Genomic DNA, 15637 nt, shown 5'->3' with positions numbered 1-15637 from the left:
TCGACACAGCTGGCTCCACTACTGACGATCTTCGACAGGCTGGTGGCCTCCACTAAAATTCAGGATTAAATCTAACTAAATTCCCAGACTCTTGGTATCCCCAATTAGTCACGAAAGCCTTCTTGTCCCCCTGCTCCCAGTCGGATTTCGTGAACAGCAGGGCGACCCCACCACGCAACTAACCCTTCCTCACAAGAAAAAAGTGCCAACCGCAGTCAGCACTTCATGTCCTCTAATATTTCAGCTAAATGGCCTAGAGTGAGGCAATCTTTTCATCGATCAACTTCAGGACTTCTTGGCGAGCGGCTGGGTCTTCCACAAAGTCTAACTTGTCGCCGTCAATTTGCATCTTAGGTGACTTGTCGTAGTTGTCATACCAGTTCACGTAACGTTGGTCGAGTTCCTTGTAGTATTCGAACAGGCTTGGATCATGGTCAATCTGTTCGTATGACCGGCCCCGCTTCTTGATCCGTTCAAGCATCGTTTCAAACGAGATGTTGATGTGAATCAACAGATCCGGGTTCTTCTTGTGCACGGCATCGGGTAATTCCTGCATCATGTTGGCCAGTAAGGAGTCGTAAATATCAACTTCCGTGCTGGTTGCCCGGCCCAAGTCGGCGTTTAGGTGAAAGAGTAAGGAATCCTCGAAGATGGAGCGGTCCAAGACGCTTTCATCATCGGCGTTAGCCGCCTTGATGCTGTCCAATCGTTTGTTTAAAAAGTAGATTTGCAATAAGAAAGCATACTTTTGTGGGTTTTGGTAAAATAGTGGCAAGATTTTATTGTCGTCCACCGATTCATAAAAAGCGGGTTTCTGTAAGTGTTCGGCTAATAAGTTCGTTAGGCTCGTCTTGCCGGCCCCAATTGTTCCTGATAGTACAAGCATGCTATCTCTCCTTTGATTTACGCACATTCCGGAAATCGTTTTCATCCGGTCTAAAATTCAACACTACATATTGTACCAACCTCCCGTGTAAAAGACAATATGTCGTGGGAAATTCCTTCTCGGCGCTTCTCACGTTCTGTCCCCCGGGACGATACAAAACGGCGACCAGTCGGGATTCACTCGACCTAGTCGCCGTTTAACTTTTTTATTTAATTAAAATCGCCCACACAATTTTAACCTAATCGTTTGTCGTATCACTTGTTACCTTGGCGGCTTCCTTCAGCGTCCCATCGCGGTGCACTGGAGAAACGTCAACGTCCTTCAACGGAATCAACTTCGTGTGCTTCTTGATCTTGTAGCCAATGTAGAGGACTAAGACCAGCGGAACACTCATGTAAGTAACCAGCACTTGTTCCCAGTTACCGGTGAAGAAGGATTGCGGATCTTGGCCCACAATCACAGCGATACAGAGGACTAAGGCCAAGATTGGGCCTAATGGGAACCACTTTGCATGGTACTTTAATTCAGAAAGCTTGTGACCTTGCAGAATAAATGCCCGCCGGAACCGTAAGTGAGATAAAGCAATCCCGAACCAAGCAATGAATCCAGTCAATCCACTCGCGGCAACCAACCACATGTAAATCTTGGGCCCAGCAATACTACTGATAAAGGTCAATGCAGCGATGATCGTCGTTGCAAACAGGGCAGGATAAGGAATCCCGTTCTTCCCGGTCCGTTCGAACAACTTCGGTGCGTAGCCTTCCTTAGACAGGGAGAACAGCATCCGCGTTGAGGCGTACATCCCCGAGTTGGCGGCGGAAATCACGGCCGTCAAGATAACGGCGTTCATGACACTGGCCGCAGCGGCTAAACCAGCCCGCCGGAAGACCAAGGTGAATGGACTGATGGCAATGTCACTGGCAGAAGACCCTAACAGATCGTGACTCGTGTATGGCAAGACCGCGGCGATAACAAAGATGGCTAAAATGTAGAATAAAATGATTCGCCAGAATACGGAATTAATAGCCTTAGGAACACTGTGCGAAGGATCTTCGGATTCACCGGCTGTGATGCCGACCAATTCAGTCCCTTGGAATGAGAAACCAGCAACGACGAACACACTCAGGATAGCTGGGAAACCGCCAACGAATGGGGCCTTCTTGTACGTGAAGTTTTCCAAGCCCGTGGCGTGACCACCCATGATCCCCACGATGGTCATTAACCCAACGGCCAAGAAGATGAAGATCGTGACAACCTTGATCAAAGACATCCAGAATTCCGTTTCGCCAAAGGCTTGAACGGAGAAGGCGTTGATCGTGAAGACCAGGAGTAACGCAACCGCGCTCCAGATCCAACCGGGAACGCCGGGTAACCAGAACTTCATGACCAGTGCGGCGGTCGAGATATCAACGGCAACCGTAATTGCCCAGTTGAACCAGTAGTTCCACCCCATGGCGAAACCTAACGCTGGGTCAACGTACTTGGCAGAGTATGCCGCGAAGGACCCGGAGATGGGCATGTTCGTGGCCATTTCACCTAAACTGGTCATCAGGAAGTACACCATGAGGCCCATGGCCACATAAGCGACCAACGCCCCACCAGGCCCGGCCGTTGAAATAGCCGATCCACTGGCGACGAATAATCCCGTTCCGATACACCCACCTAACGCGATCATTGAGACGTGACGCGTCTTGAGTCCCCGCTTAACCTGATCAGAGGCCTCGCTGGTTGTTGCATTTGACATGCTTTGTTCCATAATGTTTCCTCCTTCTTTTTATAGAAGGACTTCCTCGAAACGACCCAGTGAATTAAAAAATCCCTTCCGCAGAAAAGCTTTGCGAAAGAGATTGGAAAATTCATAATTCCAAGTCAATATCGTTGAAAGCGCCCCGCAGCCACTATTCGGCTGCGACAGTCTCTGATCTATTAAACCAGAACCCAACCTGTCCGCTATGTCCTCACGTCCAAGTTTCGGCGACCGCCCCTTTAACTTTCCCGCCTCGATGTGACCCATCTTGGGAAAGCGACTCTTGTTGGTCGCGCCTCTTCTATTCGATACATTGAAGTATACGCATGAATTTCAAAAATTGCAAGATTAAATTTAGATTAGTGTCAATTATTTTAGCGATAATTCAGGTCAAGTCGCAACAAAGCCTGCCGTTGCAACGTTTGACCACCACTTGTCACGGCCATCAATTGGTCACCGATTGTTCGGAAAGCTAATTTTTCTAATAATCGGACGGACCGCGTGTTACTGACCAGCGTATTGGCCCAGACCGTTGTGACCGGTGCGCCGGTACGCGCCAGGTCCGTCAAACAAGCGGCCACGGCCTCCGACATGAAGCCTTGCCCCCAACAATCGGGGTCCATGAAGTATCCCAGTTCGAGCCCCGTCTCATCGGGAGCGCCGGTGTCGTCGACCCAACTATAGAATAAAATCACGCCGATCAACGCGTTCGTTTGATGACGCACAACGGCATAGGATCGCGGGGCCTGCCGATCGGCACGATACCAACGCTGGATCTGTTGCGCATCCGGATTTTCCATGAGGCCCGTCGGTTGGGCAATCTGCCGATCGGTCACCAGCCGCTTATAAGCCGGATAATCACTGTCCGTCAACGGTCGCAAGTCCAACCGCACTGTCTTTAAAATTGCCGTCACCCTAACCCCTTCTTTTCTCCTAAATTTTATGACCAACTGCGTTACAATATAACTGTGTCCGCTGATTGGGCGACCTCACGAGGCCAACACCCATTCATTTCACACGATTAGCGGTACACCCATCTTAACACGTACGCACATCATCAGGGAGGTTTCGTTATGAAGATTATTACCCAGTCGCTCACCGAAGATTCCGCGGCTTACCTACAGGGCTATCTGCGCCAAGGCGACGCAGCTACCTACCCCGCCATGATTATTGTTCCCGGGGGATCCTACACCCACATTCCGGAACAACAGGCCGAGGACTTAGCCCTGGCCTGGTCCGCTCGTGGCTATCAAGCATTCTTCCTGCGCTACAGCTTTGTTGGCGAGAAGACGCCCTTATTACCTGCGCCCATCGTTGAGCTGGCCCAAAGCGTGGCCATGCTTCGACAGCATGCGACCGACTGGCAGATTGACGTCGCTAAAATTAACGTCGCCGGCTTCTCCGTTGGGGGCCACATCGTTGCCTTGTTCAACGATCTTTGGCCTAACGCTACCCTCAATCAGTTGGCGGGTACGCAACCCGAACAGGTCAAACCCCACGCCATTATCCTGGGCTATCCGGTGATCTCACCAAAACTGGGCTTTCCCACCGATCAACAGGTACTGGCCAGTTGGACCGACGACCCAGACAGCATTGCCGCCGACGAACGGGTCACCGACCGTAACGCCCCGACCTTTATCTGGGCGACGGCCGCCGATCCCCTCGTGCCAGCGCAAAACGCCTTGAGCTATGCGCAGGCCTCTTTGGCCCATCACGTGGATACGGACCTGCATCTCTTCCATCACGGGCCTCACGGACTGGCCCTGGCGAACCACGTCACGGCATGGAAACCGGGAACGGCACTCCCCCACGTGGCCCACTGGGTAGATTTGGCCAACGAGTGGTTAGACGAATTGGACTAACACCGTACCGCCTTACCGTTCGCCAAATTTGGTCTGGAACACGGTGGCAGGACCAGGAAAAGCCAACGTCTTGTCTTTTCCCCCGCTTTGCGCCTTTGCGCACTAATCGAATTTTGTTAGCAACTAAATATCTTTTCCGAAAAAAAGACATGGCCCTTAACGACCATGTCTTTTGACGTTTCACGTTAAATTTCAGACTTCTTGAGCAACGGCCAATGCTGCATTACCGGTGCCAAGCGGATGTACAGCCCTTCCGCCACCTGTAACCACAGGTAGGCCAGTAAGACGGCGCCAATCGTATCGGTTGGGAAATGGGCGTTTAAGTATACCCGCGAGATCATTACCATCAGCATCCACACAACCAAGACGATTCTGAGGAGCCAGGCCTTCCACGCGCGGTTAATCATGGGCAACAGGACCACCCAGATCATCGCAACGATCAAGAAAGTACCGAATACGTGGCCACTAGGGAAGCTAAAGCCATCATCAATGGCGAGATGCGCCGACGGCCGTGGGCGTGCCACCAGCTTTTTCACCAACGCGGCGATGACATCCCCACCCGCTAGAGTGGCCAGGCACCACAGCGCTGGAATCTTGAATTTAAAGCCCCATAAGAAGAAGGCCAGAACTAATGCCCAAATAATGGCAAGTTTCGGTTCTGCTAAACTGGTTATGCCCCGGTAAAGCAGCGTTTTCCACCCCGGTTGACTCTTCTGAATCACATCAATGATTGACGAGTCTAAGAAGTCAACGTAAGCGTTTTGGGCCTTAACAAAGTAGGCCACGATCAGGAACAGTACCGTGGTTAACGTAAACTTCCACGGTCGGTCCCGATCTCGATTAAATAACATCATGCTAAAAATTCCTTTCGTCATACCCGATTCTGGGAAACCCCTAGCAATGAGTATACCACCCCGCCGCTAGATTGCTACACTCCCCGGTAGATTATCAGATTTCCTTAAGTTATCCCCGATGCCGCCACACCCGTTGTTGGACCCGATTGACCAATTCCGAGAGCAGAAACCCAAAGGCAATCGCCCCGGAAATCATGACCACCTGGATCAAGAAGACAAAGGCCGTGGAATTTTGGCCCAACGCGAAGTATTTAATCATCTGGTAGGCCTGGCCCCCCGGCACTAACGGCACCAGCGCGGGAATGTTAAAGAGAATCATCGGCATCTTCTTGATGCGGGCCGCCTGCAATGAGGCCACCCCGATTACCACGGCGCCAAGCATGTTGCCGATGACGTAACCGCCACCCCAGATGACCAGAAATTTATAAACAAAGTAGCCCAGCACACCAATCCAGCCGGCGTAGTTCAACGCACGCCGGGGGATGTTCAGCAGGATGCCAAAGCCGATGGTCGCGACATAGTTACCCGCGGCCTCAATAAAGAATTCAGTGATAGACATTGGGCATCCTCCCTAAAGAAATTGTAAGACCATGGCAATGCCAAAGCCAATCGCCGCGGCACTCACCAACGCTTCGACCCCCCGCGCCGGTCCACTCACCAGGTTGCCGGCTAAAATATCGCGGACGGAGTTGGTGATGGGGACCCCTGGCACCAGCGGCATGACACTTCCGATGATGATATCATCTACGCTATTGCCCAATCCCAGATGAACCGACCAGATGGCTAGGACCCCGATAGTTGCCGCCGCTGCGAACTCGGACAGGAAGCGAATTTGAATAAACTTACTCAGTAGGTAAAAGACCAACCAGCCCACGGTTCCCACCACGCAGGTGATCCAGAAGTCCGGCAGATTGTGGCGAAAGACCACTTCCAGCGGCCCACTGACCATGGCCGCTGCCAGTAACTGTAGCCAGAAGGGAAAATACTTGGTTGATTTATCCAAATGATCCAGCTGATTGGCGAATTGTTGGAGCGTGATCTTATGCGCCGCGAACTGCCGCGACAGGTCATTGACCACGGAAATCTTCTCCAAGTCAAAGGTCCGCCGCTTGACGGGTTCGATCTGCGCGCCGACCTCGCCATTAATCGCCATCAAAATTCCCGTAATCATCACGAAAAGCTGACTGGTCTTGGCCCCCGCGTTGTGCGCAATTCGTTCCATGGTATCCTCGACACGCTCCACTTCCGACCCATTTTCAATCATGATGCGGCCAGCGGTTAATGCTGTATGTAAAATTAATTGGTCCCGTTTCTTCTGACTACTCACGCTCAGTCCCTCCCGCCGGTTTTTCATTTATTATACGACAGTCGGTGGGGTTCTGGCAGTAACAATCTGACCGATTGCGCAAATACTTAAGAAATCGATACCAATCTTGCTGTGGAAACTGGTCACGTTTGGGGAACTGGCCGCCTTACCGTTCGCCAAATTTGGTCTGGAACGCTGTGGGTAGGACGGGAAAAGCCAAAGCCCTGTCTTTTCCCTCACTTTGAGCCGAAAACCCACGTCTCAAAGTCGCCATTTTCCAAGCAAAATCACTTGGAAAATCCCACGGCTGAGACCAAATTTGACTCACTCACGGCTACTTAAGATAAGATCCACAACTTAGCTACCACAACATCGGCGATATTGACACAAGCTTCATCATGCTCACCTACCGTAAAAAGTCATTCAAGCCTTTACCCACCACTCTTTCGTAAGAGAAACGAAAAAAGCGGCAGCTCCTCGCCACCGCCTTCATTACTTATTTGATAAAAATGTAGTGGGCTGCCTTGTAGCTCACAATGAGTTCGGCATCGTCGGTTAGGTTCTGAACGGTCACTGGGCCCTCGAACGGATCGTGCTTGATCACGCGTAATTGATCCCCGATATCCAGCTTCAAATCACCCAGGTACGTCAATAGATCACGGTTATCGATGAACCGGTCAACCGTGACGACCGACCCATCCTTCGCGTCGTTCAAGACGGTGTGGCTGTCTTCATGGTAGTGACCGTACCGGTCGGGAATGACACCACCGTGCGGACAGTGAGTGGGATGACCCAACATGTCATCCAGCGCATTAATTAATTTGGGACTCGTCACGTGCTCGAGCACCTCGGCTTCTTCGTGGACATCAGGCAAACCATAGCCTAATTTTTCCACCAGAAAGTCTTCCCAGATCCGGTGTTTGCGCACCAAATCTTCGGCCAGCCGAATCCCCTTGTTGGTCAGGGAAATGCCGGCGTAGGGCGTATGCTCGGCCAGTCCTTCCGCCGTCATCTTATTCACCATTTCGGTGACCGATCCGGCCGCAATATTCAAGCTGATGGCGATTTGCTTATTGGAAACCTTCTTCTGCTTACCACCCAGCTCAAAAATAATTTTTAAATAATCCTCCTTCATCGGAGTCATCACTGTTCACCTCATCTAAGTTAGCTACCAACGTTCAATCAACGACTGTCCCCTATTCGTGACGCCAGTCGTTCTGATCATAAAATAAGGACTCGTGTTCTCCCCGATGACACTCCGCCTGAATCGTCACATGATTTACATTATACTTCCGACAGAGCAACGTTTCAATCTGTCGGTACACCGGTTCAATCTGAGCCAGGGGTAAATTGGCCATGTTCACGTGTACTGAAAAGATAATATTGTGCTCGTCAATCTGCCACGCGTGGAGGTGATGGACCCCCTCGACCTTGGGTAACTGTTCCAGATCATGGGCGATTCCCTCGTAATCTAAGTCCGGTGACGCCTCCATCAGGATTCCCAGCGTCTGTTTAATAATCGGCCACGACTCCCAAGCGATGTAGCCACCCACCAGGATCGTAATCAACGGATCAACCCATTCCACGTGCCAAAGCGTAATCACGACTGCACCCACGATGACCCCGACCGAGGCCAAGGCATCACTGAGTAAATGCAAATAGGTCGCGCGAATATTGAGATTGTGCTGTGCACCATGATTCAACAGAATCGTTGACAAAAGATTCGCCACAAAACTAATGACCGCCACACCAAGCATGATGGTTCCCTGCACGTGTTCCGGATGAAATAACCGCCGGACCGCCTCAACGGCCAAGATGATACAGATGACCACCAAGACCAAGGCGTTAAGTAGGGCGGCTAGAATCTCCGCGCGCCGATATCCATACGTATTGGTTCGAGTCTGTTGGCGACCACCGATCCGATGGGCCGCGTAGCTGAGCACAATGGACAGTGCGTCACCACAGTTGTGAAAGGCGTCCGAAAGTAGCGACAGGCTACCCGAGAGCAGGCCACCGACAAATTCAAAGACTGTAATGACAACGTTTAACACGGTGACCAAGAAAAACCGACCACCCGACATGCTTCGCTTCTCCAATGTGAACCGCCCCCCGTGGTTAACTCCCCTCTATTATCGCAGAGTTTAGGGCGAATGAAAAGGTGGCTTTCGGGGAACCTGACTTTTATTTCATTTCAACTTCCGCTAAATGCATCGTCAAGTACGGCTCGAACTGGTCGCCTTGCCGTTCACAAAATATGCTCTGGATTGCGGCTAGTGTTGTGTTTATCCTCAATAACTCATTCACCTCAACTTTAAATTGATTCACAGCCGAACATCCCCGTCATACTAGGCTCCGTGATCAAAAAAAGGATTGACTCCGCCATGAAAACGGAACCAATCCTACTATTATATACACATCTCTTGTGTCATCTCTTGCTCGCGTTTACAAACGCCCTTACTTCGTCGTCACCGCATGTGCCATGTGCGCTGGCTGAATGTTAGCCGTCAGCCGTTCGTACGCGAAGTCCTTGACTCCTGGCATATCAACCGCTGCCAGATCAATGGTCCCGGTTTCCGTGAAACCGTTCTTCTTAATCACGTGCTGCATCGCCATGTTTTGGGGATGCGTGTCGATCCGGATGCTTTCGATATCCGCGGCCTGATCAATCTGTTCAAACAACCGACTGAACAGTTCACCGGCAAGCCCCCGGCCATGATGGTGGCTGGATACTGCTACACGATGAATCGCCAGATACGGCGCCTGTTTGGTTAGCCACTGACCTTCAATCTGTTTGTACGTGGGATCTTCGCCGGGGATAATGGCCGCAGTCCCTAAGATTTCGTTGTTTTCTTCCAACACGACCGTCCACCCTTGGTGAATGTCGTCAACTAAGACCGCAGTGTTGGGGTAAGCGCCCTGCCACTGATCAATTGCTTGGGCCGCCAATAATTCACGACCATCACGAATGATTGATTCAATTTGTGGTAAGTCCGCCATAGTAGCTTGTCGTAACAGCATGTATAACACCATCCTTCATGTTTTTGGTTTAAAGCGATTTTGTTATATTAACACGCTGAGGATGAAATACAACCGTTTTGACCAACTTTTTTCTTCTGTGTAAATTGGCACAAATGAAAATGCCGGTCTGACAGCTTTCACGCGAAAACTTTTTGCCCATTTTTCTTTCATTTTCTCAGGGATTTTTCAGGAACTTCCGAGCCGAAAAGCCTCCCCTTAATTGCCCCTTTTCACGAACTGGGTTCTCCTTATTCCATAAAAAGGGCCGCAAAAAAAGCGGCCGGTCAAGAACTTTCTAAACTTGATCGACCGCAATGGGAGCCGTCCCTGGGCGAGCGAAAAATCAAAACCAGTTTCAATTTTTCAAAAAACACGTCGTTTAGGTTTCACGATTGCTTACGTCAACTTATGCCAACGTAGTCCATGCGCGAGATAAACGCGCTATTACTCATGGTTATTCGCCTGGTTTCACAACACGTCAACAACATGATTGACCACCAATCCAGCCAGAAGATCGATTGGCATCGAAAGTTTTTTCTGCCTAGGACATGAAGAACCTCCCATGCTCTCAGATTACCATTGTTACCGTTGATAAACAATCAAATACGCCTATTTCTCCGCGGGGATCAGCTTAAATTGCCAATCGCCGTTCGTTCGCTGCGCAATTAATTCCTGGGTCGGGTCCGGATCAAACGCGCCCATACTGATCTGAATCTGGTCATCGTCGTCGACCCGAATCTTCGTGAATCGCCCGTCAACCAAGGAACGCAGCGCATCAAAGAGCGCATCGCGGCGCTGAGACTGCTTAACGGCCGCCACCAGCGTTAGCCCCTCATCCTGCAAGGATTTTATCTGTTGGACCTTGAGCAGCGTTTTATAGCTAAATTTACGGTTTTTGCGGTCCCCAACCTCTTGACTCCGAATATAGCCCTTCCGTTCCCAGTAACGGAGCTGACTCTGCGAAACGCCCGTTGCTTCAGCGACGTCCCCAATGCCCAACACCAAATGCTCCACCGGAAATTTTTTTATTAATTCTGTTTCATCGTGATTCATGACGATTCACCCACTTCCTGCAAAAAATAGTCTATTTTATAAATACCGTTATCTCTAGAATGAAAGCGCTTGTGATTTTTGTAAAGAAATCTAAAGTTCTTGTTCGCTTTTCTCCAACCAGTATATATATTTTAAAAAGCATGTCAAGCTAGTTGACAAATTAGTTCATTCTGCGTATAGTGATTCCAGAATTAATTTTAGGAAAAAGAGGGAATTACTTTGGGAAATGCAACAGTTGATACAAACGGCAAGCCCTACAATCGGAACCTCCTGGTTGTGCTCCTATTAATTGGGACTTTCTGTACCGTTTTAAACCAAACGATTTTAAGTACGGCCTTTCCAACCTTAATGAAGGCCTTTGACGTCTCGACCTCAACCGTTCAATGGTTGACCACGGGATTTCTATTAGTCAACGGGATTATGATCCCCATCAGTGCTTGGCTGCTGAACACCATCAGCTCCAAGGTTTTGTACATCAGCGCCATGACCACCTTCCTGGTCGGGACCATTACGTGTTGGGCCGCCGTTAACTTCCCAATGTTACTGGCCGGCCGGTTAATTCAGGCCGTGGGGGTCGGCGTTTCGATGCCACTCCTTCAGACCATGATGCTGACGATCTTCCCCGCTAACAAGCGAGGGACCGCCATGGGACTCGCCGGAATCGTCATCGGCCTCGCTCCTGCCATTGGCCCAACCCTTTCAGGGTGGGTCATTGACAACTGGACTTGGCGTGACCTCTTCGGGATGATTATTCCAATCGTGGCCATCGTGATTATCGCCAGCTTCTGGATCATGCGTAGCGTGCTGGAAACGCGGAAGGAACCGTTAGACGTCTTATCCGCGATCCTGTCGACCATCGGGTTTGGGAGTATGCTGTACGGCTTCTCCTCCGTTGGGGATGACGGTTGGGGTAGCGTCAAGGTGCTGTCTACCTTAATCATCGGTTTCGTCTTCGTCGGGTTATTCGTTTGGCGTCAACTCGTCATGGATGATCCGTTCCTGAACTTTCGGGTTTACAAGTCCAAGCAATTCACCGTTTCCGCTATCCTGAGTTCCGTGGTTAACATGGCCATGGTCGGGGTAGAAATGGTCATTCCCCTCTACCTTCAGATGGTTAAAGGGATGTCGGCCTTCCATTCCGGATTGACGCTGTTGGCCGGGGCCCTGATGATGGGGATTATGAGTCCCATTACCGGACGGGCATTTGACCGGTTCGGCGCTAAGCGTTTGGCCACGATGGGGATGTTCCTCCTGACGATCGGAACCTTACCATTCGTCTGGATCACGAAGGATACCTCGACGTTATACATCGTGATTCTCTACGCTATCCGGATGTTTGGGATTGCCATGGTCATGATGCCCGCTACCACTGCCGGGATGAACGCCCTCCCGATGAACATGATTTCTCATGGGACCGCCGTCAACAACACGCAGCGGCAAGTCGCCAGTTCTGTCGGGACGGCCATCATGGTCAGTGTCTTGACGAACGTGACCAAGAACAGCATGCCAGCTAAGCACGTCCTGACGACCAACCCGTTGAGCTATGCTTCACGGGCCATCAACGCTACTTTGAACGGCTATCACGCCGCCTTCTGGATTGCCATTGGCTTCAGTGTTGTGGCCTTGTTCGTGGCCTTCCAATTGAAGGGCTCCCACTCCGTTCACATGGCGGATGAAGATTCTATCAAAGGAGGTGCCGCAAAGTGATTGTCATTACATTAGTTATCTGCGCGGTTCTCGCTTTTATTTTCTACGTGTACCTGTCCAACCGGGTACTGGCTAACAGCTTGACCGCACTCGCCATCATCGGTCTGCTCACCAGCGTCTTCTTCATGGTGAAGAACGACCACGACCACTACGGCCTACACAACGTAACCACCACGTCGACGCAAAAGATCTACTCGGCTTCGCCTTCCAAGCAAATGCCGATGATGATCTACCAATCCATTGGGACCGCCGACAAGCATCAGGTCTACGTTTACAAGACCAGTGCTCAGGCCAAAAAGACCAGTCATACCACAGCTAAAGTTACCACCAAAAACGTGGTGAAGCGGACGACCGGCGCCAATCGAATTGTCACGAAAAAGGTTTACCGTGAATACAAGAACGACATGTACAGTTTCTGGTTTGGCCTTTCCGGCAACGGTCATAAATACGTGAAGGAAACCAATACCATTTACATCAACAAGAACTGGACGGTGCTGAGTGCTCAGCAGGCTAAGAAGCTCCAGAAGATGGCCAGCTCCAAGGCCTTCAAGGCTAAGCAAAAGACGGCCGCCACTGCCTACGTCAAGCAACAAGTCATGGCAGCGATGACCAAGAACCCCACCATGTCCGCAGCAGAACAGAAGAAAGTTACCCAGCAGGCCGCAGCCGCTTACCAAGCGCAAGCCATGCAACAGCTGATTAAACAAGTTAAAGCTAACTAACCGGTAACGTCTAAGGCAATCATCTATCGCGATGATTGCCTTTTTTAGTGGTTTCAAGCCCGGGATGACTGACTTATCGGCCTTAATGTTCGCCAGCCAATCATCTTCCGTCCCACTCTGCGCAAAAAAATAACGCCTGCGGCTCAACCGCACGGCGTTATCTGGATCTATATTTACATTTTCGTTACTAAACTTGCATGAGTCGAGATTGACCCTTCCGGCATCTTGGCAATAATCCGGATAAGTCATCTAAAGACGTCCCGTTATCCTGAAAACACCGAATCATGTCGATCCAGTAGATATCCGAGTCGTCGAATTCCGTTGCAGAATGATCCGTCCCTAGCAGGCCATGCTGAACGTATTCTACGATTCGACTGGCATCAACATTAGCCGCCTTTGCCAGTTCAGTTAAGTTCATCTTCATCATCTTTACCCCGCTTTCTTCTTTGTTAATGAGAGTATCATACAACCGCCATGAATAAAAAGCAACCCTTTTAAGCCAAGTATTTTTCACAGAAATTTTACATTTCAATTGCAAACTGGGCTAGGCCAATCAAATCGTCTACAATTCCCATGATCGTGGGATTTACGCGTCATTGATTGGGGATGATTCGGCTTAATTTTTAGGGGATGACAACTTTATGTAAGCCTTTTTTTAAACTCTTACAACTTCCTCATTTAGACTGATATTCAAGCGAATGAATATCGCCAAACACCACTTCCTCAAATCATTGAAATTACTGGTTTACCTTCGCCCCGGATAGCGATAAACTGGAAAATAACTTCATTAATTTTTCATGAGAGGAAGTCTGTCTATGGGTCCATCACTAACCTTTAAGACCGGCGTCCGCGATGTCTTACCGACCGTGTTTGGCTACATTGGTGTTGGCTTAGCATTTGGTATCGTCGCGCACACCAGTCATTTAAGCCTGTTGGTCGTGGCTGGTATGTCCTTTATTGTCTATGCCGGTTCCGCCCAATTTATTATTACGAGCATGCTGCTCCTACACGATCCCTTGTCTGCCATCTTTATCTCGACCTTTCTGGTCAACTCTCGCATGATTCTGATGAGTACCAGTCTGGCGCAATACTTTCGTCACGAATCCCTCTTCAAGAACCTTCTGATTGGCACGCTGGTGACCGACGAAACCTTTGCCCTCGCGATGAACAAACAGAATCGGACCAACGGCCAACTCAGCTTTGCCTGGCAGTCCGCGGCCAACCTAGTGGCCTACCTCGTTTGGGGCGTGGCCACCATCGTCGGCGCGATTCTCGGTGGGATGATTGCCAATCCCACACAGTTTGGCTTCGATTTCGCCCTGACCGCCATGTTTATCGGTCTGGTCTACCTCCAACTCATCAGCGACCGCCGCCTCGGCCTCTCCCTGCAGTTAATCGTTATGCTATTTGTCGCGATTGTCTACTACTTCATGATTGCCGTGGTGAGCCAGAATTTCGCGCTGTTAATCGCTACCGTCGCCGGCTGCCTCTTTGGAATGGAGATGAAAAAATGTCGATGAGTCTAACCGAACTATGGACCATTCTGGGCTGCGGAATCATTACCGTCGCCTCACGCGTCCTCCCCTTTGCTTTCGTCAAACAGGTCACGATGCCCGCCTGGCTGATTGATTTTCTAACGTTTGTGCCCATCACCATCATGACGGCGCTGTGCTGTCAGAGCCTCTTCGTTGCCAACCCGGGGCATCTGGCGACGCTAAATGTGGCCAATTGCTTAGCCGCAATACCCGCGACCATCGCCGGTATACTGACCAAGAGCCTGCTGGTTATCGTGGTCGTGGGGATCATGGCAATGGCCGTCATCCGCTACTTCGCGATTGGCGGCTAGCTGCCAGTTCCCCTACCTGAGTTGACCAAGTCTGTAGCCTGCGCCTGCCAGAGATTCCGCCTGCTATGGGGGACGCTTGCAGCCAAAGAACGGGCTTCCAGCTCGCTCGTAAGCCTCACAAAAACCGTGAGTCTCCCGAGTCGCCCCACTCAGTAAGCTGGCCCAAAACGCCAACTAACTGGGTCGTCACAGCTGGCTACACCTCTGGCGATCTCCGGCAAGACAGTCGTTGCTGGCAACAGCGCAACGCTGCCAATCATCGAAACGATCTAAACCCGTCACCAAGGACTTCACTCGTCATAGCCGTGAGTGAAGCGGAATCTAGGCTCAGCCGGGGAATTTACCAGCGATTTTTACTGGTAAATTGGTGACTTTGAGACGGTGGGCTTCCGGCTCAAAGCAAGGCTCGAGACCGCTCTATGGCTCGGGCCGGCCTTCCCCAGCGATCCAGCCTAGATTTCGCGAACGGTAAGGCGGCCAGTCCAGAAAGTGGTAATGCCAAGACCAACTTTGGCCGTCCACTGAACTAAAAAAACGGGTTCTAAAATATCTGTTGTTGGTAATCAATTTAATTGATTACTGGCAACGGATATTTTTGTATACTGTGTAGAGTAAAAAAAGTGTATAAAAAAGGGA

General features: G+C 50.5%; 16 protein-coding genes and 1 riboswitch. Of the genes, 5 read left to right on the top strand and 11 right to left on the bottom strand.

Annotated features, from left to right (window positions below):
* Window positions 1-253 precede the first annotated feature (253 nt).
* The 3 genes from HEQ50_RS10210 to HEQ50_RS10200 all read right to left on the bottom strand — a co-directional run bounded on the left by HEQ50_RS10210 (window position 254) and on the right by HEQ50_RS10200 (window position 3547).
* A complete protein-coding gene (locus HEQ50_RS10210; protein ID WP_168900420.1) occupies window positions 254-886 on the bottom strand; it encodes a deoxynucleoside kinase in 633 nt (210 codons plus the stop codon).
* Window positions 887-1124: 238 nt separating this feature from the next.
* The gene (locus HEQ50_RS10205) at window positions 1125-2642 is read right to left on the bottom strand and encodes an amino acid permease (protein ID WP_370520150.1); all 1518 of its coding nucleotides are present in this window, start codon (window positions 2640-2642) and stop codon (window positions 1125-1127) included.
* A gap of 118 nt (window positions 2643-2760) precedes the next feature.
* Window positions 2761-2942: riboswitch (Lysine riboswitch) on the bottom strand.
* A 65-nt stretch (window positions 2943-3007) separates the two neighbouring features.
* A complete protein-coding gene (locus HEQ50_RS10200; RefSeq protein WP_168900419.1) occupies window positions 3008-3547 on the bottom strand; it encodes a GNAT family N-acetyltransferase in 540 nt (179 codons plus the stop codon).
* A gap of 159 nt (window positions 3548-3706) precedes the next feature.
* Here HEQ50_RS10200 and HEQ50_RS10195 point away from each other — a divergent pair, with 159 nt between their 5' ends.
* Complete coding sequence (locus tag HEQ50_RS10195) at window positions 3707-4495, top strand: alpha/beta hydrolase (RefSeq protein WP_168900418.1); 789 nt, start codon at window positions 3707-3709, stop codon at window positions 4493-4495.
* 185 nt (window positions 4496-4680) lie between these two features.
* Here HEQ50_RS10195 and HEQ50_RS10190 read toward each other — a convergent pair whose 3' ends face one another.
* The 7 genes from HEQ50_RS10190 to HEQ50_RS10160 all read right to left on the bottom strand — a co-directional run bounded on the left by HEQ50_RS10190 (window position 4681) and on the right by HEQ50_RS10160 (window position 10726).
* Window positions 4681-5349, bottom strand: coding sequence for a phosphatase PAP2 family protein (locus HEQ50_RS10190; RefSeq protein ID WP_168900417.1), 669 nt, complete (start codon window positions 5347-5349; stop codon window positions 4681-4683).
* Window positions 5350-5458: 109 nt separating this feature from the next.
* The gene (locus HEQ50_RS10185; RefSeq protein ID WP_168900416.1) at window positions 5459-5908 is read right to left on the bottom strand and encodes a threonine/serine exporter family protein; all 450 of its coding nucleotides are present in this window, start codon (window positions 5906-5908) and stop codon (window positions 5459-5461) included.
* A gap of 12 nt (window positions 5909-5920) precedes the next feature.
* On the bottom strand, window positions 5921-6703 hold the full coding sequence (locus HEQ50_RS10180) for a threonine/serine exporter family protein (RefSeq protein WP_168900415.1): 783 nt from the start codon (window positions 6701-6703) through the stop codon (window positions 5921-5923).
* Between the two features lie 448 nt (window positions 6704-7151).
* The gene (locus HEQ50_RS10175) at window positions 7152-7799 is read right to left on the bottom strand and encodes a metal-dependent transcriptional regulator (protein WP_168900414.1); all 648 of its coding nucleotides are present in this window, start codon (window positions 7797-7799) and stop codon (window positions 7152-7154) included.
* A 52-nt stretch (window positions 7800-7851) separates the two neighbouring features.
* Window positions 7852-8736 carry a cation diffusion facilitator family transporter gene (locus HEQ50_RS10170; RefSeq protein WP_168900427.1) on the bottom strand — a complete coding sequence of 295 codons (885 nt, stop codon included), beginning with the start codon at window positions 8734-8736 and terminating at the stop codon, window positions 7852-7854.
* Between the two features lie 373 nt (window positions 8737-9109).
* Entirely contained in the window at window positions 9110-9673 is a 564-nt protein-coding gene (locus HEQ50_RS10165) for a GNAT family N-acetyltransferase (protein WP_168900413.1), read from the bottom strand.
* A 609-nt stretch (window positions 9674-10282) separates the two neighbouring features.
* Window positions 10283-10726 carry a MerR family transcriptional regulator gene (locus tag HEQ50_RS10160; RefSeq protein ID WP_168900412.1) on the bottom strand — a complete coding sequence of 148 codons (444 nt, stop codon included), beginning with the start codon at window positions 10724-10726 and terminating at the stop codon, window positions 10283-10285.
* A gap of 219 nt (window positions 10727-10945) precedes the next feature.
* Between HEQ50_RS10160 and HEQ50_RS10155 the strand changes: the two genes are divergently transcribed.
* Window positions 10946-12433, top strand: a complete 1488-nt coding sequence (locus HEQ50_RS10155; RefSeq protein WP_168900411.1) for an MDR family MFS transporter — start codon at window positions 10946-10948, stop codon at window positions 12431-12433.
* Window positions 12430-13155: a DUF4811 domain-containing protein gene (locus HEQ50_RS10150; protein WP_168900410.1), complete on the top strand. Its 726-nt coding sequence runs from the start codon at window positions 12430-12432 to the stop codon at window positions 13153-13155. Before HEQ50_RS10155 ends, HEQ50_RS10150 begins: the two co-directional genes overlap by 4 nt.
* Window positions 13156-13342: 187 nt before the next feature.
* Here the strand turns inward: HEQ50_RS10150 and HEQ50_RS10145 are convergent, their stop codons facing one another.
* Window positions 13343-13582 (bottom strand): MerR family transcriptional regulator, encoded by a 240-nt coding sequence (locus HEQ50_RS10145; RefSeq protein WP_168900409.1) that lies wholly within the window; start codon window positions 13580-13582, stop codon window positions 13343-13345.
* Between the two features lie 388 nt (window positions 13583-13970).
* Here HEQ50_RS10145 and HEQ50_RS10140 point away from each other — a divergent pair, with 388 nt between their 5' ends.
* Both HEQ50_RS10140 and HEQ50_RS10135 read left to right on the top strand, forming a co-directional pair.
* Entirely contained in the window at window positions 13971-14675 is a 705-nt protein-coding gene (locus tag HEQ50_RS10140) for an AzlC family ABC transporter permease (protein WP_168900408.1), read from the top strand.
* Window positions 14666-15001, top strand: coding sequence for an AzlD domain-containing protein (locus HEQ50_RS10135; RefSeq protein WP_168900407.1), 336 nt, complete (start codon window positions 14666-14668; stop codon window positions 14999-15001). The genes HEQ50_RS10140 and HEQ50_RS10135 overlap by 10 nt, the downstream gene beginning before the upstream one ends.
* Window positions 15002-15637 lie beyond the last annotated feature (636 nt).

This window comes from Lactobacillus sp. HBUAS51381 (assembly GCF_012641095.1).
In the GTDB taxonomy this organism is placed as follows: Bacteria; Bacillota; Bacilli; order Lactobacillales; family Lactobacillaceae; genus Levilactobacillus.
This window is presented reverse-complemented; position numbering and strand designations above follow the sequence as displayed.

What these genes read in the sequence shown, in the direction of transcription:
- HEQ50_RS10175 (WP_168900414.1), bottom strand. Translation starts at nt 7,799, where the DNA reads ATGACTCCGATGAAGGAGGATTATTTAAAAATTATTTTTGAGCTGGGT.
- HEQ50_RS10205 (WP_370520150.1), bottom strand. Translation starts at nt 2,642, where the DNA reads ATGGAACAAAGCATGTCAAATGCAACAACCAGCGAGGCCTCTGATCAG.
- HEQ50_RS10160 (WP_168900412.1), bottom strand. Translation starts at nt 10,726, where the DNA reads ATGAATCACGATGAAACAGAATTAATAAAAAAATTTCCGGTGGAGCAT.
- HEQ50_RS10170 (WP_168900427.1), bottom strand. Translation starts at nt 8,736, where the DNA reads ATGTCGGGTGGTCGGTTTTTCTTGGTCACCGTGTTAAACGTTGTCATT.
- HEQ50_RS10180 (WP_168900415.1), bottom strand. Translation starts at nt 6,703, where the DNA reads ATGAAAAACCGGCGGGAGGGACTGAGCGTGAGTAGTCAGAAGAAACGG.
- HEQ50_RS10210 (WP_168900420.1), bottom strand. Translation starts at nt 886, where the DNA reads ATGCTTGTACTATCAGGAACAATTGGGGCCGGCAAGACGAGCCTAACG.
- HEQ50_RS10165 (WP_168900413.1), bottom strand. Translation starts at nt 9,673, where the DNA reads ATGCTGTTACGACAAGCTACTATGGCGGACTTACCACAAATTGAATCA.
- HEQ50_RS10140 (WP_168900408.1), top strand. Translation starts at nt 13,971, where the DNA reads ATGGGTCCATCACTAACCTTTAAGACCGGCGTCCGCGATGTCTTACCG.
- HEQ50_RS10135 (WP_168900407.1), top strand. Translation starts at nt 14,666, where the DNA reads ATGTCGATGAGTCTAACCGAACTATGGACCATTCTGGGCTGCGGAATC.
- HEQ50_RS10185 (WP_168900416.1), bottom strand. Translation starts at nt 5,908, where the DNA reads ATGTCTATCACTGAATTCTTTATTGAGGCCGCGGGTAACTATGTCGCG.
- HEQ50_RS10145 (WP_168900409.1), bottom strand. Translation starts at nt 13,582, where the DNA reads ATGATGAAGATGAACTTAACTGAACTGGCAAAGGCGGCTAATGTTGAT.
- HEQ50_RS10195 (WP_168900418.1), top strand. Translation starts at nt 3,707, where the DNA reads ATGAAGATTATTACCCAGTCGCTCACCGAAGATTCCGCGGCTTACCTA.
- HEQ50_RS10190 (WP_168900417.1), bottom strand. Translation starts at nt 5,349, where the DNA reads ATGATGTTATTTAATCGAGATCGGGACCGACCGTGGAAGTTTACGTTA.